The organism is [Zimmermannella] faecalis ATCC 13722, assembly GCF_000381765.1.
Taxonomy (GTDB): domain Bacteria; phylum Actinomycetota; class Actinomycetes; order Actinomycetales; family Microbacteriaceae; genus Gulosibacter; species Gulosibacter faecalis.
Genome location: NZ_KB907075.1, coordinates 204849 through 224901, shown reverse-complemented (window position 1 = coordinate 224901; position 20053 = coordinate 204849). Strand labels below are relative to the sequence as shown.

Annotated in this window: 22 protein-coding genes; 7 read left to right on the top strand and 15 right to left on the bottom strand. The window is 69.8% G+C overall.

Features of this window, described 5'->3' with window-relative positions; translation table 11 throughout:
* Positions 1-13 precede the first annotated feature (13 nt).
* Positions 14-1213 (top strand): phosphoglycerate dehydrogenase, encoded by a 1200-nt coding sequence (serA, locus tag G328_RS0103780; protein ID WP_019618014.1) that lies wholly within the window; start codon positions 14-16, stop codon positions 1211-1213.
* A 105-nt stretch (positions 1214-1318) separates the two neighbouring features.
* Here the strand turns inward: serA and G328_RS0103775 are convergent, their stop codons facing one another.
* From G328_RS0103775 to G328_RS0103755, 4 genes are all read right to left on the bottom strand, one after another.
* The gene (locus G328_RS0103775; RefSeq protein ID WP_019618013.1) at positions 1319-1729 is read right to left on the bottom strand and encodes a hypothetical protein; all 411 of its coding nucleotides are present in this window, start codon (positions 1727-1729) and stop codon (positions 1319-1321) included.
* Between the two features lie 179 nt (positions 1730-1908).
* Positions 1909-2244: a hypothetical protein gene (locus G328_RS0103770; RefSeq protein WP_019618012.1), complete on the bottom strand. Its 336-nt coding sequence runs from the start codon at positions 2242-2244 to the stop codon at positions 1909-1911.
* A gap of 150 nt (positions 2245-2394) precedes the next feature.
* Positions 2395-3621, bottom strand: coding sequence for a glycosyltransferase family 4 protein (locus tag G328_RS0103760; protein ID WP_019618011.1), 1227 nt, complete (start codon positions 3619-3621; stop codon positions 2395-2397).
* Positions 3622-3627: 6 nt separating this feature from the next.
* Entirely contained in the window at positions 3628-4860 is a 1233-nt protein-coding gene (locus G328_RS0103755) for an NAD-dependent epimerase/dehydratase family protein (RefSeq protein ID WP_019618010.1), read from the bottom strand.
* A gap of 129 nt (positions 4861-4989) precedes the next feature.
* Here G328_RS0103755 and G328_RS14065 point away from each other — a divergent pair, with 129 nt between their 5' ends.
* A complete protein-coding gene (locus G328_RS14065; RefSeq protein WP_187325725.1) occupies positions 4990-6063 on the top strand; it encodes a class I SAM-dependent methyltransferase in 1074 nt (357 codons plus the stop codon).
* Here G328_RS14065 and G328_RS14060 read toward each other — a convergent pair.
* Complete coding sequence (locus tag G328_RS14060) at positions 6060-6584, bottom strand: 8-oxo-dGTP diphosphatase (protein ID WP_019618008.1); 525 nt, start codon at positions 6582-6584, stop codon at positions 6060-6062. The genes G328_RS14065 and G328_RS14060 overlap by 4 nt on opposite strands.
* A gap of 123 nt (positions 6585-6707) precedes the next feature.
* Between G328_RS14060 and G328_RS0103740 the strand changes: the two genes are divergently transcribed.
* Positions 6708-8129 carry a maltokinase N-terminal cap-like domain-containing protein gene (locus G328_RS0103740; RefSeq protein ID WP_019618007.1) on the top strand — a complete coding sequence of 474 codons (1422 nt, stop codon included), beginning with the start codon at positions 6708-6710 and terminating at the stop codon, positions 8127-8129.
* 26 nt (positions 8130-8155) lie between these two features.
* Here the strand turns inward: G328_RS0103740 and G328_RS0103735 are convergent, their stop codons facing one another.
* On the bottom strand, positions 8156-8758 hold the full coding sequence (locus G328_RS0103735; protein WP_019618006.1) for an SRPBCC domain-containing protein: 603 nt from the start codon (positions 8756-8758) through the stop codon (positions 8156-8158).
* Positions 8759-9049: 291 nt separating this feature from the next.
* On the opposite strand from G328_RS0103735, the gene G328_RS14055 reads away from it, so the two are divergent.
* Positions 9050-11206 (top strand): ATP-dependent Clp protease ATP-binding subunit, encoded by a 2157-nt coding sequence (locus G328_RS14055; protein ID WP_019618005.1) that lies wholly within the window; start codon positions 9050-9052, stop codon positions 11204-11206.
* Positions 11207-11229: 23 nt separating this feature from the next.
* Here the strand turns inward: G328_RS14055 and G328_RS0103725 are convergent, their stop codons facing one another.
* Positions 11230-11796 carry a nitroreductase family protein gene (locus G328_RS0103725; protein WP_019618004.1) on the bottom strand — a complete coding sequence of 189 codons (567 nt, stop codon included), beginning with the start codon at positions 11794-11796 and terminating at the stop codon, positions 11230-11232.
* Positions 11797-11933: 137 nt separating this feature from the next.
* Here G328_RS0103725 and G328_RS14050 point away from each other — a divergent pair, with 137 nt between their 5' ends.
* Positions 11934-13295 (top strand): serine hydrolase domain-containing protein, encoded by a 1362-nt coding sequence (locus tag G328_RS14050; protein WP_110463766.1) that lies wholly within the window; start codon positions 11934-11936, stop codon positions 13293-13295.
* Between the two features lie 85 nt (positions 13296-13380).
* On the opposite strand, the gene G328_RS0103710 is transcribed toward G328_RS14050, so the two are convergent.
* The 5 genes from G328_RS0103710 to G328_RS0103690 form a co-directional block, all read right to left on the bottom strand.
* A complete protein-coding gene (locus G328_RS0103710) occupies positions 13381-13851 on the bottom strand; it encodes a hypothetical protein (protein ID WP_019618002.1) in 471 nt (156 codons plus the stop codon).
* A complete protein-coding gene (locus G328_RS0103705; RefSeq protein WP_019618001.1) occupies positions 13848-14513 on the bottom strand; it encodes a hypothetical protein in 666 nt (221 codons plus the stop codon). The genes G328_RS0103710 and G328_RS0103705 overlap by 4 nt, the downstream gene beginning before the upstream one ends.
* A 155-nt stretch (positions 14514-14668) precedes the next feature.
* On the bottom strand, positions 14669-15058 hold the full coding sequence (locus tag G328_RS0103700; protein ID WP_019618000.1) for a hypothetical protein: 390 nt from the start codon (positions 15056-15058) through the stop codon (positions 14669-14671).
* Positions 15055-15498, bottom strand: a complete 444-nt coding sequence (locus G328_RS0103695) for a hypothetical protein (RefSeq protein WP_019617999.1) — start codon at positions 15496-15498, stop codon at positions 15055-15057. The genes G328_RS0103700 and G328_RS0103695 overlap by 4 nt, the downstream gene beginning before the upstream one ends.
* 7 nt (positions 15499-15505) lie before the next feature.
* Positions 15506-16342, bottom strand: a complete 837-nt coding sequence (locus G328_RS0103690; protein WP_019617998.1) for an exodeoxyribonuclease III — start codon at positions 16340-16342, stop codon at positions 15506-15508.
* A 45-nt stretch (positions 16343-16387) separates the two neighbouring features.
* Here G328_RS0103690 and pyrE point away from each other — a divergent pair, with 45 nt between their 5' ends.
* Together pyrE and G328_RS0103680 are read left to right on the top strand one after the other, a co-directional pair.
* Positions 16388-16939: an orotate phosphoribosyltransferase gene (gene pyrE, locus G328_RS0103685; protein ID WP_019617997.1), complete on the top strand. Its 552-nt coding sequence runs from the start codon at positions 16388-16390 to the stop codon at positions 16937-16939.
* Between the two features lie 3 nt (positions 16940-16942).
* Positions 16943-17431, top strand: a complete 489-nt coding sequence (locus G328_RS0103680) for a septum formation family protein (protein WP_083919533.1) — start codon at positions 16943-16945, stop codon at positions 17429-17431.
* A 3-nt stretch (positions 17432-17434) separates the two neighbouring features.
* Here the strand turns inward: G328_RS0103680 and G328_RS0103675 are convergent, their stop codons facing one another.
* The 3 genes from G328_RS0103675 to G328_RS14045 are packed head-to-tail and all read right to left on the bottom strand — an operon-like array spanning position 17435 to position 19991.
* The gene (locus G328_RS0103675) at positions 17435-18073 is read right to left on the bottom strand and encodes a TrmH family RNA methyltransferase (protein WP_019617995.1); all 639 of its coding nucleotides are present in this window, start codon (positions 18071-18073) and stop codon (positions 17435-17437) included.
* A gap of 38 nt (positions 18074-18111) precedes the next feature.
* Positions 18112-19140, bottom strand: a complete 1029-nt coding sequence (locus tag G328_RS0103670; RefSeq protein WP_019617994.1) for an ABC transporter substrate-binding protein — start codon at positions 19138-19140, stop codon at positions 18112-18114.
* Between the two features lie 14 nt (positions 19141-19154).
* The gene (locus tag G328_RS14045; protein ID WP_019617993.1) at positions 19155-19991 is read right to left on the bottom strand and encodes an ABC transporter permease; all 837 of its coding nucleotides are present in this window, start codon (positions 19989-19991) and stop codon (positions 19155-19157) included.
* Between the last annotated feature and the right edge of the window lie 62 nt (positions 19992-20053).

Here is a 20053-nt window from a genome sequence, read left to right as displayed (position 1 = left end):
TAGAATTGACCGGGTGAAAGCGCTGCTCCTCGAAAACATCCACGTTGAAGCCGTCAAGCTGCTCGAATCCGAGGGCATCGAGGTTGAGACCCGCAAGGGGGCACTCGACGAGACGGAGCTAATCGAGGCCGTGCAGGATGTTGACCTGCTCGGCATCCGCTCGAAGACGCAGGTGACGCGCCGGGTGCTCGAGAGCGCGCCGAAGCTGCGCGCCGTCGGCGCCTTCAGCATCGGCGTCAACCAGATCGACCTCGCGGCGGCCTCCGACACCTCGATCGCGGCGTTCAACGCGCCCTACTCGAACACGCGCTCGGTCGTTGAGCTCGCGATCGGCGAGATCATCAACCTCGCCCGCCACCTCGGCGACCACAGCCGCAACATGCACAACGGCTTGTGGGACAAGACGGCGAAGGGCTCGCACGAGGTGCGCGGCCGCACGCTCGGCATCGTCGGCTATGGCAACATCGGCTCGCAGCTCTCGGTGCTCGCCGAGTCGCTCGGCATGCGCGTCTACTTCTACGACGCCGTCGACCGTCTCGCCCTCGGCAACGCGGTGCGCTGCAACTCGCTCGAAGAGCTGCTGAACACCGTCGAGACGGTGTCGGTGCACGTCGACGGCCGGGCCGAGAACACGAACATGTTCAACGCCGAGACCTTCGCGATGATGCGCCCCCGCACGATCTTCCTCAACCTCTCGCGCGGCCACGTCGTCGACCTCGAGGCGCTGCGCGACAACCTCCTCTCGGGCCACATCGCCGGTGCCGGCCTCGACGTGTACCCCGTCGAGCCGAAGAAGGCGGGCGACCCCTTCGAATCGGTGCTGCAGAACATCCCGAACGTCATTCTCACGCCCCACGTCGGTGGCTCGACCGCCGAGGCGCAGGAAGACATCGGCCGCTTCGTCGCCGGCAAGTTCCGCGACTACGTGCGCGGCGGCTCGACCTACATGTCGGTGAACCTGCCCGAGATCTCGCTCGACCCGCTCACGCAGGGTTCACGCCTGCTGCACCTGCACCACAACGTGCCCGGCGTCATGTCGGCCGTGAACTCGGTGCTCGGCGAGCACGGTGTGAACATCGACCGGCAGCAGCTCGCGACCCGCGGCCAGCAGGGCTACGTGGTCACCGACTGCCAGGGCGGCGTACCGCAGGCGGTGCTCGACCAGATTCGCGACCTCGAGGCGACGACGCGCCTCACCGTGCTCGAGGCGTAGGCCGCCCAGCCAACCGCAGCGGCACGAACCCCGAACACCAGTGAGGGCCCGGCACAACCTGTGCCGGGCCCTCACTGTGTTGCGCCGAGACGCAAGGGGTGGGAACTAGCCGCCCAGGATGTCGGTCGCGCAGTCGGTCGAGATCTCGGTGACGACCTCGGTGACCTCGCTCTGCTCCTCCGAGGTGCCCTGCTCGTCGTTCAAGACTTTGTTCAGCGTCTCGTCTGAGATGTCGCTGTCGACCATGCCCTGGGCGACGCAGGTGAAGAAGTCGTCCTGCTGCGAGTCGTCGAGGCCGGGAACGCTGTCGCCAACCTGCTCGCTTATGGCGTTTTTGAGCTCGTCGGCGGTGGGGCGCCAGGGGGCGGTGAGACGCTCGATGAACTCGTCGAGGATGGGAAGCTCTGCGGGCCCGCCTGCGTCGGGACGCGCATCGGGCTCGGCGGCACCCGAGCAGGCGGTCAGGGCGAGCGCTGCGCCGATCATCGGGACGACGGCGAGGCGGCGAAGCTTCATATTCGTGGTATTCCTATCTCGGGAGCTGTCTCGTTGAAAACGATGTGAATCAGCCTATGAGATGGATGCGTGCCGTACGCCTCACCGTGCTCGAGGCGTAGGCAGCGCCAACACGAACGAGGACCCGACACAATGTGTCGGGTCCTCGTTGTGTTGCGCCGAGACGCAAGGGGTGGGAACTAGCCGCCGAGGATGTCGGTGGCGCAGTCGGTCGAGATCTCAGTGACGACCTCGGTGACCTCGCTCTGCTCCTCCGAGGAGCCCTGGTCGTCGTTCTTGACCTTGTTCAGGGTCTCGTCCGAGAGGTCGCTGTCGACCATGCCCTGGGCGACGCAGGTGAAGAACTCGTCCTGCTGCGCGTCGTCGAGGCCGGGAACGCTGTCGCCGACCTGCTCGATCATGGCGTCCTTGAGCTCGTCGGCGGTGGGACGCTCGGCGGCACCCGAGCAGGCGGTCAGGGCGAGCGCGGCGCCGATCATCGGGACGACGGCGAGGCGGCGAAGCTTGATGTTCATAGTGTTCCTATCTCGGGAGGTGTCTCGTTCTCAACAACGTCAGCCAGCCTATGGGGCGGATGCGCGCCGCGGCCGGGCTTGCCAACCAGCGAGCGGCGAAGATCATCCCGCAGCGCGGTGCGCGTGCATCCCGAGTAGTACGCGCCGGCGTCAGCGATGTGTGAGGCCGCGCGGCAGATCGGTCGGCCGGGGTAGCGGCTTGCCGAACAGCCGCATCGGCATCGAGTAGCTGCTGAGGTCGTTCGCGCGACGCCAGTGGCGGTCGATCGCGAGCTCGTAAAACTCGACGAGCCGCTCGGTGGCGGCCCGCCACGAACTGCGCAGCGCCTCTTCACGCGCCTGCCGGCCGAACTGCTCGCGCAGCTCGTCGTCGAACAGCAGGCGCCGCAGCTGCGTTTCGAAGTCGCCGGCCGAGTCGGGGTTGAACAGCAACCCGCTGTTCCCCTCAGTGACGGCGAAGGGGATGCCCCCGGCCCGCGCCCCGACGACGGGCACGCCCGACGCCATCGACTCGAGCGCGACAAACCCGAGCGTCTCGGTGGTCGAGGGGAACGCGAACACGTCGGCCGACGCGAACGCCGCGGCGAGTGCGGGCCCCGCCATATACCCCGTGAACACGGTGTTCGTGCCGGCAAACTCGCGCTCAAGCTCGTCGCGGTCAGGCCCCGAGCCGACCATCGCGAGCCGCACGCCCTCGGGCCCGAGCCGGCGAATCGGCTCGAGCAGCGCCCGCAGGTTCTTCTCTTTCGACATGCGCCCGACGTACACCATGAGCTTGTCGTCGGGGTGCCCGTCGGTGAGCAGGATGCGCGCCTCGCGCGACGCGGCGACGGGCCGGTACGTGTCGGTGTCGATCGCCTTCGGCCAGAGGTCGACGCGCTCGAAGTCGAGGGCCTCGGCCCGCTCGACCATCTGCGGCGACGTGCAGAGGTTCACCTCGGCGAGGTTGTGGATGCGCCGCAGGTACGCCGTGCCGGCCTTGCGGATCGCGCCGAGCCCGAGCGCATCCGCGTACTTCGGAGTGTCGGTGTGGAAGCTCGCGAGCATCGGCAGGTCGCGGCGCGCGGCGCTGAGCGCGCCGTACGCCGCGAGCACGACCGGGTTCACGAGGTGCACGACGTGCGGCGCGAACTGCTCCATCTCGCGCGCGATATTCGGCGTCGCGATGCCGAGCTTCAGCTCGGGGTACCAGGGCTTCATCGGCACCGAGTTGACGTGCACGACGCGCTGCTGCGCGTAGTTCGAGGGCACGTCACCCGGCGCGAAGATGAGCACCTCGTGGCCGAGGTCGCGCAGCTGTTCAACCGAGCGGAGCACGCGCGTGACGACCCCGTCGATCTTCGGGAGGAAGACCTCGGTGAACAGCGCGATGCGCACGCGGGGCTACTTGGCGTCGGCGGCGACCGAGGCGGGCACGCCCGCCTGCTGGTTCGCGGTCCAGAGCGACGTCGCCGGAATCTTCGAGCGGTCGGCCCGATCGGCGTACTTGCCGGCGATCTCGGTCACCTCGAGCAGCAGGCCCTCGGCGAGGCGCGTCGGGTTGAGCCCGAGGTCGAGGAACGTGTCGTTGCGCACGTGGAGCTCGTTCTCGGCCGCCTCGTTGCGCGGGTTCGGCACGTTCTCGACCCGCGCATCCGCGATCTTCGCGACGAGCTCGGCGAGGTCGCGCACGCGGTGCGTCTCGGTCATCTGGTTGAAGATCATGACCCGGTCGCCCGCCTTCGGCGGGTTCGTGAGCGCGATCTCGATGCAGCGCACCGTGTCTTGAATGTGGATGAACGCGCGCGTCTGCCCGCCCGTGCCGTGCACCGTGAGCGGGTAGCCGACGGCGGCCTGCATGAGGAATCGGTTGAGCACCGTGCCGTAGTCGCCGTCGTAGTCGAAGCGGTTGATGAGGCGCTCGTCGAGCGCGGTCTCGGCGGTGTTCGTGCCCCACACGATGCCCTGGTGGAGGTCGGTGATGCGCAGCCGGTCGTTCTTCGCGAAGTACGCGAACATGTTCTGGTCGAGCACCTTCGTGAGGTGGTACACCGAGCCCGGGTTCGTCGGGTAGAGAATCTGCTGGCCGACGCGGTGTGGCTCAACCTTGTTGCCGTCTTCGTCTTCGTCGCTCACGACCTCGATGTCGAGGTAGCCCTCGGGAATCTTCATGCCGGCGGTGCCGTAGCCATACACGCCCATCGTGCCGAGGTGCACGAGGTGCACGTCGCGGCCCGACTCGACGATCGCGGTGAGCACGTTGTTCGTCGCGTTGACGTTGTTGTCGACGGTGTAGCGCTTGTGGGTGGGCGACTTCATCGAGTACGGGGCGGCCCGCTGCTCGGCGAAGTGCACGATCGCGTCGAGCTCCTGGTCGGTGATGAGCTGCACGAGCCCGTCGTAGTCCTGGGCGACGTCGAGCTGCTCGAAGGTGACCTCCTTGCCCGACACCTCCTTCCACGCCGCGATGCGTTCCTCGATGGGCGCGATCGGGGTGAGCGAGTTCGCGCCGAGCTCCTCGTCGATGCGTCGCCGCGAGAGGTTGTCGACGATGACGACGTCGTGTCCGACATTCGACAGGTGCAGGGCGGTGGGCCAGCCGCAGAAGCCGTCGCCGCCGAGGATTGCGATCTTCACGTGTTCTCCTGATGTCACTCGAGTGCCGCACCCGGGCGGCGGGGGTTCACCGACCGGATGCGGAAACTCCTCCCATGCTACGGGCGCCGGTTAACGGCATGTGGAGATGCGACGTGGGAAGCTTGCCGGGTGACGGATGCGGTGGTGGAGGTCGTGCTCGGTGAGCTCGAGACGCTCGGGGCGCTTGGCGCCGGTTCGGGGGCGGGCTCGGGAGCGTCGATTGCGACGGTCGAGACGGCCGACGGCGAGTTCGCCCGCGCGCTCGCGGCCGTGGCCGGGCGGGCAGCCGGGGCGCGCATCCGGGCGTTCAGCGACACGGGCTTCGCGGCGGATGCGCTCGCCGGGCTCGAAGCAGAGGTTGATGAGGTCTCGGCCCTCGACGCCTCGCTCTTCGCGGGCGCGACCGTCATCGCCGGCCGCCTGCCGAAGTCGCTCGCCGAACTCGACGAGCTCGCCGAGGTCGCGGCGGCCCACGCCGACGACGGCGTGACGCTCATCCTCGGCGGTCGCGAGAAGTTCCTGAACCGCTCGATGAACGAGCAGCTCGCCCGACACTTCGGCGAGGTGCGGGCGACTCGCGGGCACCGCAAGGCGCGGGCCCTCGTCGCGACCCTGCCGAGGCGTGGCGGCGAACCGACCTACCCGCGCGAGGCGCGCATCCGCGACCTTGACCTCGAGGTGTGTGCGCACGGCGCCGCCTTCGCGGGCCCGACCCTCGACCTCGGCACGCGCGCCCTCATCGAGGCGCTCTGCTCGGCCGAGCTCGACGCGGCCGACGTCGTCGACCTCGGCTGCGGCACGGGGATACTCGCGGCCTGGTTTGCGCGCGAGCATCCGGCGGCGCGCGTGGTCGCGACCGACCGCAGCTGGGCCGCGTGCGCCTCGGCGGCGGCGACCGCCCGCGCGAACGGGCTCGACGACCGCATCGAGGTCGTGCGGGCGACCTCGGGCGCGGGCCTCGCCGATGCCTCGAGCGAGCTCGTGCTGCTGAACCCGCCGTTCCACGACGGCCACGAGGTGCAGCAGGGCATGGCGAACGACCTGTTCCGCGCGGCCGCCCGCGTGCTGCGCGACGGCGGCCAGCTCGTTACCGTGTTCAACTCGCACCTGCGCCACCGCGAGCACCTCGAGCGCATCGTCGGCCCCACGCGCCAGCTCGCGCGCACCCCGAAGTTCACGGTGACGCTGACGACGCGACGCTAGTCGTCGCCGAGCGTTCCGGGCGGTGGGAGGCGCGGCAGCCCCGCCGACGGGTCGTCGGACGCGACCGCCGTGTGCAGGTCGGCGCCGAACACGTAGCTCGCGCGGATGAACTGGCCGCGCAGCGCGCGCGGCAGCCAGTACTGGGCATCCGACCACATGCTGTCGAGCGGCAGGTCACTGAGCGGAAACCAGGTGGGCGCGACCTCGTCGCTCTCGGCGGGTTCGCCGATCCAATCGCGGCAGAGGTACACCCACGACTCCTGCGAGAGCGCGGGCTTGCTGCCGAAGATGTAGGTGAGCAGCGCGACGTGGCGCAGCTGACCCGGGTCGACGAAGAGATTCGCCTCTTCTTCGATCTCGCGCACCGCGGCGATGCGGGGATGCTCACCCGAGTTGAGCTTGCCCCCGAGCCCGACGATCTTCGAGACCCCGAGCCCGCGCTTCTTGCGCCCGAGCAGTACCTCGGTGCCCTGCGCGCCGTCGCGCAGGAGGTACGTGACGCATACCTGTGGCAGTGCCATAGCGACCAGTTTATTCCACCTCGGCACGCGCGGCGCCGGGAAGCCTGGAGGCATTCCCGCGGGCGCCAACTACGCTTGGGCGTGCCTGCGTTCGCGCACGTCTACCCAGCGAGGAATCACGAGATGTCTGAAGTTCTTGATCTGCTGAGCGATTGGCTCCCGAACCAGCGTTGGTTCGCGGGGGAGTCGCGCCCGGGGCGCCTCGAGCTGCTCGGCAGCTATCAGCTGCGCGCCTCCGAGCACGACTCGGGGGTGCGGATGATCACGGTCGCGCTCGTGCGCGACGCTGCGGCCGAGCGGCCCCAGACCTACCAGGTGCCGCTCGTTGTGCGCGACATCGACGCCGACGTCGAGCCGCTCGGCTACATCGGCGCCGCGACCGAACACGGCGACCGCGCCGCGCTCGTCGACGGCCCCCACGACCCCGCCTTCGCGCGGGCGCTCATGGGGCTCATCGCCGACGAGGGCAGCTCGATCGGCGCGGGCGAGGGCGCGGCCGAGGCGTACGGCCAGCCGATGCCGGGCGCGCACGCGCACCGCTTCGCGTCGTCGCGCGTGCTGAGCGGCGAGCAGTCGAACACGTCGATCATCTGCGACCTGCGCGACGACGACGGCGAGCTCGCGGTGCCCCTCATCATCAAGGTGTTCCGCACGCTGCACGGCGGCGACAATCCCGACGTGACGCTGCAGACCGCGCTCGCGGCGGCGGGCTCGCTGCGGGTGCCGCCGACGTTCGGGCAGGTCTCGGGCACGTGGCACGACCCCGACGCGGGGGAGCTGCAGGGCCACTTCGCGTTCGCGCAGGAGTTCTTCGCGGGCGTCGAGGACGCCTGGCGCGTCGCCCTGCGCGCAGCCGAGGCCGGCGATGACTTTTCGCAGCTCGCGCACTCGCTCGGCGAGGCGACGGCCGAGGTGCACGCGACGCTCGCGCGGGTGATGCCGCAGGTCGCGCCCGATCAGGACGACGTCGACGAGGCGGTCGAGCAGATGCGCGCCCGCTTCGGCGTCGCGGTGCGCGAGCTTCCCGAGCTCGAGTCACTCGTCGACGCGGTCGACGACGTGTACGAGCGCGCGCGGCGGGCGACGTGGCCGTCGCTGCAGCGCATCCACGGCGACTACCACCTCGGCCAGGTGCTCGCGGTGCCCGACCGCGGCTGGGTACTGCTCGACTTCGAGGGCGAGCCGCTGCGGTCGCTCGCGGAACGCAACTCGCCCGACGTGCCGCAGCGCGACCTCGCGGGCATGCTGCGGTCGTTCGACTACGTCTCGGGCGCGCTCTCGGTGCGCGCGGGCCGCGAGGTCGCGCGGGCGTGGGCCGACTCGGCGCGCGCGTCGTTCCTGCAGGGCTACACGGATGGGCTCGCGGCGCTCGGCGCGCAGTCGGGTGCCGAGATCGGCGCCGAGGACATCGAGTCGGTGCTCGTCGCGTACGAGCTCGACAAGGCGATCTACGAGGTGATCTACGAGGCGCGGCACCGGCCCGACTGGTTGACGATTCCGGCGCTCGCGGTGCGCCGCCTCACCGAACGCCACGCGCGGCACTGACGCGCGCGACGCCGGGAGGGGAGCTGCTACGCGAGGTAGGCGTGCGAGTGCAGCACCGACACCATGGGGTTGTTGCGTGCCGGGCGGCTCGGCGTCACCGTGTTCGTCGCGTCGGGCTCGCTGCCGAGGCGCTCCACCTGCAGGCGGTAGGGCTCGACGAGCTCGTCGCGGCGGAACCGGAGCGCGTACGCCGGCACCTCGGCGTGGTTGAGGCGCGAGCGCAGGAACTCGAGCTGGGCGTGCCAGGTCGCGGCGGCGCGAACGACGTCGGCGTTGTCGAGGCCCGACACCGTGAGGCGCACGCGGGTGCCCGAGATGAGCCCGTTCTCGAGGTCGAAGCGCACGTTTGAGGCCGGGTAGTCGCCGAACTTCCACGTGTAGTCGAGGGTGCGCAGGGTCGAGTTCTCGAGCACCTCGCCCTCGATGCGGTAGTCGTTGTCGTTCAGGTACTCGACCGTGAACGCGGTGCCCTTCGCGAGGTCGTGGGAGAACTTCCCGAGCCAGGACGCAAGGGCGGTGCGGTCGCTGATCGCGCGCCAGATCTCGCGGCGACTGAATCGTGAGTCGATTTCGAACACGACCCGGTAGCCGTCGGATTCGCGACCGATCTTGCCGATGATTTCAGCCATGTGATGTCGCCTCCTTCTACGGAATGCCGTGTGGCAGTGGATACGGCTGCCGCGACGGTGCGGCAGCGGCAACGAGTGTCCGTTGCTTGAACTCAAGGTTAACAAAAGGTGAACGACTTGGCGCCGGTGCGGGTGGCCGTGGCGTGTCGCGCCGTCGGTTTCCCAGTTTCGAATCCTTGCGTAACCTGCGAAAAGTCGTAAACTTGAGTCAGATCGGCTCAGGTTCGGCGCGCGAGGTGCGCGACCGGCGCGAGTCGCCCATCCAGACCAGGCCAGCGGAAGGAGATCGCAATGGCCAACATGCAAGGCGCACAGGCTCCCGACGAGGAGTCGAAATCTGCGCTCGAACGCTTCGGCGTGAACCTCACCGACATCGCCCGCTCGGGCAAGCTCGACCCCGTGATCGGGCGCGACAGCGAGATTCGGCGCATCAGTCAGGTGCTCACCCGGCGCACGAAGAACAACCCCGTCCTCATCGGTGAGCCCGGCGTCGGCAAGACCGCCGTCGTCGAGGGCCTCGCCCGGCGCATCGTCGCCGGCGACGTGCCCGAGTCGCTCGCCGACAAAGACGTGATCTCGCTCGACATCTCGGCGATCCTCGCGGGCGCGAAGTACCGCGGCGACTTCGAGGAGCGCATGAAGCAGGTGCTCGAAGAGATCGTCGCGAGCGAGGGCCGCGTCATCACCTTCATCGACGAGCTTCACACCCTCATGGGCGCCGGCGGCGGCGAGTCGAGTGTCTCGGCGGCGAACATGCTGAAGCCGCTGCTCGCGCGCGGCGAACTGCGCCTCATCGGCGCGACGACGCTCGACGAGTACCGCGAGTTCATTGAGAAAGACTCGGCGCTCGAGCGCCGGTTCCAGCAGGTGTACGTCGGCGAACCGAGCGTCGAAGACACGACCGCGATCCTCCGCGGGCTCAAGGAGCGCTACGAGGCGCACCACAAGGTCGCGATCAGCGACGCCGCGCTCGTCGCGGCCGCCTCGCTGTCGAACCGGTACATCACGTCGCGGCAGCTGCCCGACAAGGCGATCGACCTGATCGACGAGGCCGCCTCGCGGCTGCGCATGGAGATCGACTCGTCGCCGCTCGAACTCGACCAGCTGCGCCGCGCCCTCGACCGCATGAAGCTCGAGGAGTTCGCGCTGAAGAAGGAGCACGACGACGCCTCGAAGGAGCGCCTCGCGAAGCTCCGCGAGCAGATCGCGACCGAGCAGACGCGCCTCGACGACCTGCAGGCGCGGTGGGACGCCGAGCGCGGCGACCTCAACCGCGTCGGCGAGCTGAAGACGAAGCTCGACGACGCGCGCATCCGTGCCGACCGGGCGCAGCGCGAGGGCAACCTCGAGCTCGCGAGCCGCGTGCTCTACGGTGAGATTCCCGACCTCGAGCGCCAGGTGAACGAGGCCGAGGCCGCCGAACAGGGCGAGCGCATGGTGAACGACCACGTCACCGAAGAAGACATCGCCGAGGTCGTCGCGTCGTGGACCGGCATTCCCGTCGGACGCCTGCTGCAATCGGAGCGCGAGAAGCTGCTCGGCCTCGAGGCCGAGCTGCACGAGCGCGTCGTGGGGCAGGATGCGGCGGTCACGGCGGTCTCCGACGCGATCCGTCGCTCGCGGGCCGGCGTCTCCGACCCGTCGAAGCCGACCGGCTCGTTCATGTTCCTCGGCCCCACCGGCGTCGGCAAGACCGAGCTCGCGAAGGCCCTCGCCGACCTGCTCTTCGACGACGAGCACGCCATGGTGCGCATCGACATGTCGGAGTACGGCGAGAAGCACTCGGTGGCGCGCCTCGTCGGCGCCCCTCCGGGATACGTCGGGTACGAGCAGGGCGGCCAGCTCACCGAATCGGTGCGGCGCCGGCCCTACTCGGTCGTGCTGTTCGACGAGATCGAGAAGGCGCACCCCGAAGTGTTCGACGTGCTGCTGCAGGTGCTCGACGACGGTCGCCTCACCGACGGCCAGGGCCGCACTGTCGACTTCCGCAACACCATCCTCATCCTCACCTCGAACCTCGGTTCGCAGTTCCTCATCGACCCGCTGCTCACGCCCGAGCAGCAGCGCGAAGAGGTCATGGGGGTCGTGCGGCAGTCGTTCAAGCCCGAGTTCCTCAACCGGCTCGACGAAATCGTCGTGTTCGACGCGCTCACGAGCGACCAGCTCGCGCGCATCGTCGGCTTCAACGTGCGCGGCCTCGAGGCCCGGCTCGCCGACCGTCGGCTCACGATCGACGTCGACGCCGGCGCTCGCGAGTGGCTCGCCGAGCGCGGCTACGACCCGATCTACGGCGCGCGGCCGCTGCGGCGCCTCATGCAGCGCGAGATCGACGACCGCCTCGCGCGGGCGATCCTCGCGGGCGAGGTGCACGACGGCGACCTCGTGCGGGTGCGCGTGGCCTCCGACCACGGCTCGCTGCAGGTCGACGCCGAGCGGCGTGAGGAGTAGGGCGGCGGTTAGCCGCGGCTCTGCTAGTCCCGAACCAGCACGATCTCCTCGACCGACTTCCGCGAGCGCGGCGACGCGTCGCGCTCGCGGATCTTCTCGGGGATCTCGTCGGAATCCTCGTAGCGGCCGAGCGCGATCGCCGAGACGATCTCGTATCCCTCGGGAATCTCGAACTCGAACTTCTCGCGGTCGAACCCGGTCATCTGGTGCACGTCGATGTCGAGGGCTTCGGCCTGGAACGTGAGGTGCGCGACCGCCTGGCCGAGGTCGTAGTGCGCGGTGGCGAACGGCTCGCCATCGCGCACGACCTGCGCGAGCGTGAGCACGAGCGCCGACACGCGGCTCGTCCAGAGCTGGTTGAACGGCAGCAGCCCGTCGTGGATGTGCTGGAACGTGTCGGTGCCGCGGCGGCCCGCGATGAACGCCCACGGCTGCGCGTTGAACGCCGACGGCGACCATCGGGCCGCCTCGAACAGCGTGCGCATCTGCTCGGTCGAGATCTCGAAGCTCGCGTCGAAGCCGCGGGGGCTCCAGCGGTCGGCCAGCAGGTCGTGGATGGGCTTCGTCGTCGCGTTGCGCGGGGTGGCCATGGGGTCCTTTCGGAACGTGAATAGGGGAGGAGGCGCGAGCCAGCGTAGTCCTGCCGGCGCCCGCTCGCATCCGATATTGCCGCGCGTGACGGCCCGCGTTCACACAGCGGTCGAGCGAACGTGGCACGATTTTGTGGATGCGCAGAACGAGTTTCGTGAGGTGGGTTTCGGCGGCGACCGCCGCCGTGGCCGCGCTCGTGCTCAGCGGCTGCGTCGGCTCGGCGCTGCCCGGGCCAACCGCCGTGCCGCTGCGCCCCACCGAGAGCGCGAGCTTCGAGACCGACGACCTCGTCGCACTCATGAACGACCTCCACGACGCCGGTGCGCCGGCCGTGACGATCGAGGTGCGCGACGGCGACGAGGTGTGGTCGAGCGCCGTCGGCGTGCAGTCGACCCGCAGCGAGCTGCCCGCGAAACCGACCGACGCATCCCGCGTCGCGAGCCTCACGAAACCGATGGTCGCGACCCTCGTGATGCAGCTCGTCGACGACGGCGAGATCGCGCTCGACACCGCGATCGAAGACGTGCTGCCCGGCGTCGTCGGCGGGCGCGACGTCACGGTCGAGCAACTGCTGCAGCACACCTCGGGCATGCCCGACTACGTGCCGGCACTCGCGCTCGAAGACCCGACGCAGATCATCAGCATCCTCGAAGAGGGGCGCAGCCACGAGGAGCTCGTCGACCTCGCGCTCGGCCAGGACTGGCTGTTCGACCCCGGCACTGGCTGGGAGTACTCGAACTCGAACTATGTCGTGCTCACGATGCTCATCGAGGAGCTCACGGGCATGCCGCTCGCCGAGGTGCTCGCCGAGCGCATCGCGACCCCGCTCGGGCTCGCGAACACGAGCATCCCCGAGGGCACCTCGCTCCCCACCAACTCGCTGCACGGCTATGTCGTCGAGTCGGGGCTTGGCATCGACGTTACCGAGCAGGACGCGTCGCTGTGGACCGGTGCCGGCGCCGTCGTATCGACCCCGGCCGACGTGAGCACGTTCATGCGCGCGCTGCTCACGGGGCAGATCTTGTCGCCGCGGCTCGTCGGCTACATGCTGCGGCTCAACGACGAGGGCTATGGGCTCGGCGTGCAGGCGCGTGGCAACCAGTGCGGTGACAGCGAGCCGACGCTCATCAACTCGCAGCTCGTCGAGCCGAGGGCCTCGCCCGAGGCGGAGGGGACGACCGGCGCGGCGCCGACGGAAGCACCCGCCGCGGCGCCCGGCCCATCCGTTCCCGAGAACTGGCCCGACGAGCCCGAGGAGGGCTCTGGCAGCGTCACGACCGACGACGCAGGCACGAGCGCGGTGCAGATCGGCGAGCCCGGATACGTGTACGGGCACCTCGGTTCGGGCCTCGGCTATCGCGCGCTGACGCTCTCGAGCCCCGACGGGCTGCGGCAGGTGACGGTGTTCTGGACCGCCTCCGAGATCAGCCAAGACAACGACGTGCGCGTGCACCTCGCCTACGACATCGCCGACGCGGCCCTCTCCCGCGACTGCTAACCCCGAAAAACCCCAGTTGAGTGGTCTGAAATTGCTGTTTTGAGGCCTCAGAACAGCAATTTCAGACCACTCAACTGGGGGGGGACTAGGAGGTGAGGGTAATCGTGAGAGTCGCGCTGTCGAAGTCGTCGCCCGTCACGTGCACGGTCGCCAGCTCGGTCTCGACCTCAACGACGAACGGGCCCTGCAGAATCGCGGGGAACTCGAGCTTGCCGACGCCGACCGTCGACATGAGGCACGACATGTTCGTGTAGTGCGCGTTCTGCCCCGACTCCGACTCGACCTCGCCGGTCGCGACGTACTCGAGGTGCGTCGCGTCGGTGACCGTCGCGAAGTTCGTGACGTCGGCCGGGGTGCCAGCGGCGACGCTGCAGGCGGCGACGGCGCTGTCGAGTCGGGCGGATGCGGGGCTCCCGCCGAACAGCGACGTCGCGCCGAACGCGGCGCCGGCACCGACGGCGAGGCCGACGACGACCGTCGCGACGATCGGGATCGCGCCGAAACGGCGGGCCGGGGTGGCCGTGCGGTTCGGGCTCGCGCTGGTCTCGTGGCTCATGATTGCTCCACCGTAAAGTCGCCGGATTCGGGATCGATCGTCGCCGTGTAGCCCTCGAGGCCCTCGAGGTCGGGCAGCGTGCCGCCCTCTTCGATCTGGGTGTCTTCGCCACCGAGCACGTACGCGACGCACGCGACGTCGCCGGCGAACCGGGGCGCGGCGCTCACGTCGGCCGGGGCCGGAATCGTGAGGGCCGTCTCGCTGAGCTCGTAGCCGCCCTCGGCGAGGTGGCAGCGCTCGGGCACCGACTCGAGGGCCGACGGCTGCAGGAACGTGCGGGCGCCGAGCAGGCCGCCGGCGCCGATGAGCAGCGCCACGACCCCGATGCCGATGAGCACGGGCAGCGTCACGCCGCCGCGGCGCGGCTTGGTGGCGGATGCGGTGGGCTCGGCCAGCGTGGCCGGTTCCGTCTGCGCCGACGACTCGGCGAGCGCGGGCAGCGGCGGGAGCTCGTCGCGCGCGGGCGCGTCCTGGGTCGTGGGCTGCGTCGCCTCGGCGGGCTCGCTCTCGAGGGTGCCCCAGCCGCTCGCGTCGCGCGAGGGCGCCGGGGTTGACGGCGCGGGGGTTGACGACGCGGAGCTTGGCGGCGCGGGGATCGACGACTCGGCCTCGGCCGGCGGGGCGGATGCGCGTCGCAGCGGTGGCAGCGGTGGCATGTCCATGCGCCGCTCCTTCCTGTGGTGATCTGGCCCTGTGTTCATCCGGCCCTGTGTTCAACCGGCACTGTGCTGGTCAGACTCTCAGCCAACCAGCCCGCGTGGCCGGCGCGCATCCGCTCGGGGAATGAGCGCCGCCCATCCGCGGAACGACGTGCCCGCTACTCGTCGACGATCTCGATCGTAAACGTGCCGTCGTCGGGGTCGATCTCGCTCACGCGCACGCCGTGCTCGACCTCGCCCGGCTCGTAGTCGTCCGAGAGCCCCGACTGCGACTTGAGGCAGTGCCACATCGAGTCGATGAGTACCTCGTCGTCGAACTCGGCCGTGGGGGTGAACTCGAGCACGCGGCCGTCGTCGCGCAGCTCGACCTGCGGCGCGAGATACGGGTCGTCGGGGGCGTCGCACATCTGCACGGCGGTCTCGAGGCGCGTGATCGTCGCAGGTCCCCCGCCCGCGAGCATCGCGATGCCGAACGTTATCGCGAACGCGAGCCCCGCGGCCGCGACGACCACGGCCACGACGGCGGCGATGCGCTGGCCGCGGCTCATGACGCGACCTCGATTCGGAACGACTGCGTGTCGGCATCGAAGCTCACGACGTACTCGCCGAGGCGGAGGTCGTCGGCCGACATCTTCACGAGAAACTCCTCGCGAAACTCGTACCAGTTGCCGGGGTCGTCGGTGAGCGTGATGATCGCGCAGCCGAAGTTCGCGAGCGAGCGGATGCCGAAATAGTCGTCGTTGCGGTCGTCGAGCAGCACGATCGACTCGTCGTCGAGCTCGTAGTCGGCCTCGTCGAGCAGGCACTGCTCGGGCACCGCGGCGAGCGTGGCCTCTGCGGGGCCGGCCGAGGGGAGGAGGCCCCGCAGCGCGAAGTAGCCGCCGCATCCCACCGCAACGCCGATGACCGCGGCGATCGCGAGTGTGCGGCCGAACCGGCCGCGTCGAGGCGACGTCGGCTGTGGCCCGGATGCGGGTAGCGGCTGCATGGCGCTCCTAGAAGATCATCGGCGCGTCATCGTCGAGCGCCGTGTCGATGTCGAGGTCGACAACCACGGGCACGTGGTCGCTCGGGCCGTCGCCCTTGCGCTCGTCGCGGGCGATCTCGGCGTCGACGACGAGCTCGTCGAACTCGGGCGTGCCGAGAATGAAGTCGATGCGCATGCCCTCGTTGCGGGGGAATCGCAGCTGCTGGTAGTCCCAGTACGTGTAGCCCTCGACCCCGCGGCTGCGCAGCGTGTCGACGAGCCCGTCGTCGAGGAACGCCTGAAACGCGTCGCGCTCGGGCTGCGAGACGTGCGTGCGGCCCTCGAAGAACTCCATGCTCCACACGTCGTGGTCTTCTGGCGCGATGTTGAAGTCGCCCATGATCGCGAGCGGCTCCTCGGGATGCGACTCGCGGCGGGCCGCGACGGCGCGGCGCAGCGCCCCGAGCCACTCGAGCTTGTACGGGTAGTGCGGGTTGTCGAGCTCGCGGCCGTTCGGCACGTAGAGCGACCAGAGCCGCAGCCCCTCGATCGAGACCCCGAGCGCCCGCGCCTCGAGCGGCAGCGAGCCGTCGTCGAGCGGCTTGCCGAACCCGGGCATGTCGTCGAAGCCCTGACGCACGTCCTCGATCGGCAGGCGCGACGCGAACGCGACGCCGTTCCACTGGTTCGTGCCGTGGGCGATGACGTCGTAGCCGGCCTGCTCGAACTCCTCGTACGGGAACTGGTCGGGCTTGCACTTGATCTCTTGCATCGCGAGCACGTCGATGTCGGCGTGCTGGAGGTAGTCGACCACCCGGCCCTTGCGGGTGCGGATTGAGTTCACGTTCCACGTGGCGATGCGCATGCGTCTACCGTAACGGGCAGGCGCCGCGCCCAGTACGCTAGGGGCGTGACCGACGCGCGACAGCAACTGATTCAGCTCATCTCTGACGAGGCCGTTTTCCACGGCGACTTCACGCTTACGAGCGGCAAGCAGGCGAGCTACTACATCGACCTGCGCAAGCTCTCGCTCGACCACCGCGCCGCGCCCCTCATCGGGCAGGTGCTCATCGACCTGCTCAAGGAGTTCGAGCCCGACGCCGTCGGCGGCCTCACGATGGGTGCCGACCCGCTCGCGAACGCCGTGCTGCACCAGTCGGTCGCGCAGGGCGAGCCGATCAACGCGTTCGTCGTGCGCAAGGAGCCGAAGGACCACGGCCGCGGCAAGCAGGTCGAAGGCCCCGACGTCGACGGCAAGCGCGTCGTCGTGCTCGAAGACACCTCCACCACGGGCGGCTCGCCGCTCGCTGCCGCCGCTGCCCTCGAGAAGGCCGGCGCGACCGTCGTCGGCGTCTGCACGATCGTCGACCGCGCGACCGGCGCGGGCGAGCGCATCGAGGAAGCGGGCTACCCGTACCGCTACGCGATCGGCCTCGACGACCTCGGGCTCGCCGAGGCGTAGCGCATGGCGCGGGGCCGGGCGGCGCGGATACTCGTGGTCGCGGGTGCCGTCGCGCTCGCGGTCGGGCTCGTGGTCGGCTGGCTCTGGCGACCCTTCGGCACGCCCGAGGCCGCGCCCACCCCGACGCCGACCGAGGCGGCGAGCATCTTCGACGCCGAGGCCGGCACCTGCCTCGCCGAGTTCGAGGATGCCTGGCAGGCCGAGTACGCGACGACCGACTGCGCCGGCCCGCACGCCGCCGAGGTGCTCGGCACCGTCGCGATCGACGACGTCGTGCCCGAAGACGAGCTCGAGGGCGACGCCTGGCCCGGCGACGACGTGCTCGCGCAGCGTGCCGTGCTCGCGTGCGAGACACTGCTCGGCGACGACACCGCGTTCGACCTCGAGGTGCGCTGGCCGCTCGAGGCCGACTGGAACGCCGGGGAGCGCGACTACGTGTGCTTCGCCGTGGCCGAGCCCGGCGCATCCGTCACGCCGACGGCGACGGGCTGAGGACTAAGGCTTCCGGCCATAGGTGTGCTGCAGCACCCAGTCGTGCATCGTCACGGCGGCCGCCGCCGACGCGTTGATCGAGCGGGTCGAGCCGAACTGCGTGATCTCGATGACCTGTACGGCGGCGTCAATCGCCTCCTGCGTGAGCCCCGGCCCCTCCTGCCCGAACAGGAACACGCAGCGCTCCGGGAGCTCGGTCGTCTCGATCGGCACGCAGCCGGGCACGTTGTCGATCGCGAGAATCGGTAGGTCGGCCTCGCGCGCCCAGGCGGCGAAGTCGGCGATGGTCTCGTGGTGCACGACGTGCTGATAGCGGTCGGTCACCATCGCGCCGCGACGGTTCCAGCGCTTGCGGCCGACGATGTGCACCGTGTTCGCGCCGAACGCGTTCGCGCTGCGCACGATCGAGCCGATGTTCATGTCGTGCTGCCAGTTCTCGATCGCGACGTGGAACGGGTGCCGCGTCGTGTCGAGGTCGGCGATGATCGCCGACATCTTCCAGTAGCGGAACCGGTCGATGACGTTTCGGGTGTCGCCCTCGCGCAGCAGCTCGGGGTCGAGGCGGTCGTCGTCGGGCCACTCGCCCTGCCAAGGGCCGACGCCCCAGGTCGAGAGCTCGTGCGTGGGAGGCTGTTCGGTCATATCGCTTCTATTGTCGCCCGGTTCCGCGGGTGCCAGCGTCACTCGCCCGGCACAAACTCATTCGTGTAGAGCGACTCGGCGTCGACCTCGGTGTCGATGAGCCCGGCCGAGTGCATGAACTCGGCCATCGCGGCCCACGTGTCGGGGTCGTTCGTGAGCAGCGGCTGGTCGGCGAGCGGCGCGAGCAGCGGAATCGTCGCCTCGAGCGTCGCGAGGGCCTGCGCCTTCGCCTCGTCGCTGCCGAGCGTCGGCACGTAGTTCGCCGTGATCTCCACGGCCTCCTCGGGGTTCTGCTCGATGTACTCGATCGCGCGGTCGACCGCCTCGAGCACGGCCGCGATGTCGTCGCCGCGGTCGGCGATCGTCGCCGCGTCGGCCGACACGGCGGGGCCCACGAGGTTCGGATGCTCGGGGTCGACGGCCTCGATCGTGCGAATCGCGTAGCCGCTCGCCTCGAACTGCACGGCGTCGTTGTTCGCGAAGCCCATCACCGCGTCGACCCGGTCGCCCGTGAGCGCTGCCTGCTGCGTGTATCCGATCGCCTGAATGTCGACGTCGGCGTCGGTGAGGCCCGCGTCGGCAAGCATCGCGAGCAGCGCGAAGTAGGTCTGGCCGTAGAGCCCCGGCACGCCCACCGAGTGGCCCTTGAGGTCGGCCGCCGACTCGATTTCGGAGTCGTCGGGCACGATGAGCACGGCCGGGTACGTGTTGTAGAGCGTCGCGACCGACTGCATGTCGACGCCGCCCGCGACCGCCTGCGTGATCTCGTCGCCGCCCGCGTACACGAGCTGCTCGGTGCCGCTCTTCAGCGCGCCAAACAGGTCTTCGCTCTCGCCGTGGTGGCGCAGCTCGACGTTGACGCCGGCCTCGTCGAAGTAGCCGAGCTCTTCGGCGACGTAGAACGGCGCGAACTGCACGTTCGGCGTGTAGGTGAGGCCGATCGTTAGGGTGTCGCCGGATGCGGTGGTCGAGCCGGGCTCGCCGCCCTGGCAGCCGGCGAGCGCGAGCACGGCGGCGGTTGCCGCGGCGACCGCGGTCGTGAAACGGGTGAGTCGAGAGCGAGCCACGATTGGGTCCTTTGTTACTGGGCAGCGGCCGGGGCGACGAGCTGAAACTCGTCGTCGGCGGGAGTCTGGGCGGAATCGGATGTGCGGGCGCGGGAGCGCGACGCGAGCACGGCCTCGAGCACGCGCAGAATCGTGAAGAGGCCGACCGCGAGAATCACGAGCATGACGAGGGTCGCGAACAGGCCCTCGGTGTCGTTCGCGTCGCGGTAGAGGGTGAGGAGCATGCCGAGGCCGCGGCCGCCCATCGTGAACTCGCCGACGACGGCGCCGGTGATCGACAGGGCGGTGCCGGCGCGCAGGCCCGCGAGCACGCTCGGCATCGCGAGCGGCGCCTCGACCCAGAGCAGGCTCTGCCACCAGTTCGCGCCGTCGAGGCGGGCGGCCTCGATGACGTCGCTCGGCAGGGCGCGCACGCCGAGCACGGTCGTGACGAGCATCGGGAAGAACGCGACGATCGCGCAGAGGATCGCGATGGGGGTGAGGCCGTAGCCGATCCAGAGCGCGAGGAGCGGGGCGAGGGCGACGGCCGGAATCGCCTGCGAGGCCGTGACGTACGGCGTCACGGCGAGGTCGACCCACACGACGCGGGCGATGAGATAGCCGACCGGCACGGCGACAAGCACGGCGATGAGCGTGCCGAGCAGTGCCTCGAGCAGCGTCACGCGCGTGTACTCGAGCAGCGGGCCCGAGGTGACCTCGGTGATGAAGCGGCCCGCGAGGTCGGTCGGCGCGGGGAGGAACTCGGCGGCGATGAGGCCGCCGCGCACCGCGAACTCCCACGCGAACAGCAGCGCGACCGCGAGGCCGGCGGGCGCGGCGAGGCGCGGCCAGATGCGTCGGGTGCGGTCCATCGGGGGTTTCCTTCGGTTGGTGTTCGCCCCGGGATCAACGCACTGCGCGACATTGCCAAGCA

What these genes read in the sequence shown, in the direction of transcription:
- G328_RS0103725 (WP_019618004.1), bottom strand. Translation starts at nt 11,796, where the DNA reads ATGGCCACCCCGCGCAACGCGACGACGAAGCCCATCCACGACCTGCTG.
- G328_RS0103775 (WP_019618013.1), bottom strand. Translation starts at nt 1,729, where the DNA reads ATGAAGCTTCGCCGCCTCGCCGTCGTCCCGATGATCGGCGCAGCGCTC.
- G328_RS14045 (WP_019617993.1), bottom strand. Translation starts at nt 19,991, where the DNA reads ATGGACCGCACCCGACGCATCTGGCCGCGCCTCGCCGCGCCCGCCGGC.
- G328_RS14055 (WP_019618005.1), top strand. Translation starts at nt 9,050, where the DNA reads ATGGCCAACATGCAAGGCGCACAGGCTCCCGACGAGGAGTCGAAATCT.
- G328_RS0103770 (WP_019618012.1), bottom strand. Translation starts at nt 2,244, where the DNA reads ATGAACATCAAGCTTCGCCGCCTCGCCGTCGTCCCGATGATCGGCGCC.
- G328_RS0103710 (WP_019618002.1), bottom strand. Translation starts at nt 13,851, where the DNA reads ATGAGCCACGAGACCAGCGCGAGCCCGAACCGCACGGCCACCCCGGCC.
- G328_RS0103740 (WP_019618007.1), top strand. Translation starts at nt 6,708, where the DNA reads ATGTCTGAAGTTCTTGATCTGCTGAGCGATTGGCTCCCGAACCAGCGT.
- G328_RS0103705 (WP_019618001.1), bottom strand. Translation starts at nt 14,513, where the DNA reads ATGGACATGCCACCGCTGCCACCGCTGCGACGCGCATCCGCCCCGCCG.
- G328_RS0103680 (WP_083919533.1), top strand. Translation starts at nt 16,943, where the DNA reads ATGGCGCGGGGCCGGGCGGCGCGGATACTCGTGGTCGCGGGTGCCGTC.
- G328_RS0103675 (WP_019617995.1), bottom strand. Translation starts at nt 18,073, where the DNA reads ATGACCGAACAGCCTCCCACGCACGAGCTCTCGACCTGGGGCGTCGGC.
- G328_RS14060 (WP_019618008.1), bottom strand. Translation starts at nt 6,584, where the DNA reads ATGGCACTGCCACAGGTATGCGTCACGTACCTCCTGCGCGACGGCGCG.
- G328_RS14050 (WP_110463766.1), top strand. Translation starts at nt 11,934, where the DNA reads ATGCGCAGAACGAGTTTCGTGAGGTGGGTTTCGGCGGCGACCGCCGCC.
- G328_RS0103695 (WP_019617999.1), bottom strand. Translation starts at nt 15,498, where the DNA reads ATGCAGCCGCTACCCGCATCCGGGCCACAGCCGACGTCGCCTCGACGC.
- G328_RS0103700 (WP_019618000.1), bottom strand. Translation starts at nt 15,058, where the DNA reads ATGAGCCGCGGCCAGCGCATCGCCGCCGTCGTGGCCGTGGTCGTCGCG.
- G328_RS0103735 (WP_019618006.1), bottom strand. Translation starts at nt 8,758, where the DNA reads ATGGCTGAAATCATCGGCAAGATCGGTCGCGAATCCGACGGCTACCGG.
- G328_RS0103690 (WP_019617998.1), bottom strand. Translation starts at nt 16,342, where the DNA reads ATGCGCATCGCCACGTGGAACGTGAACTCAATCCGCACCCGCAAGGGC.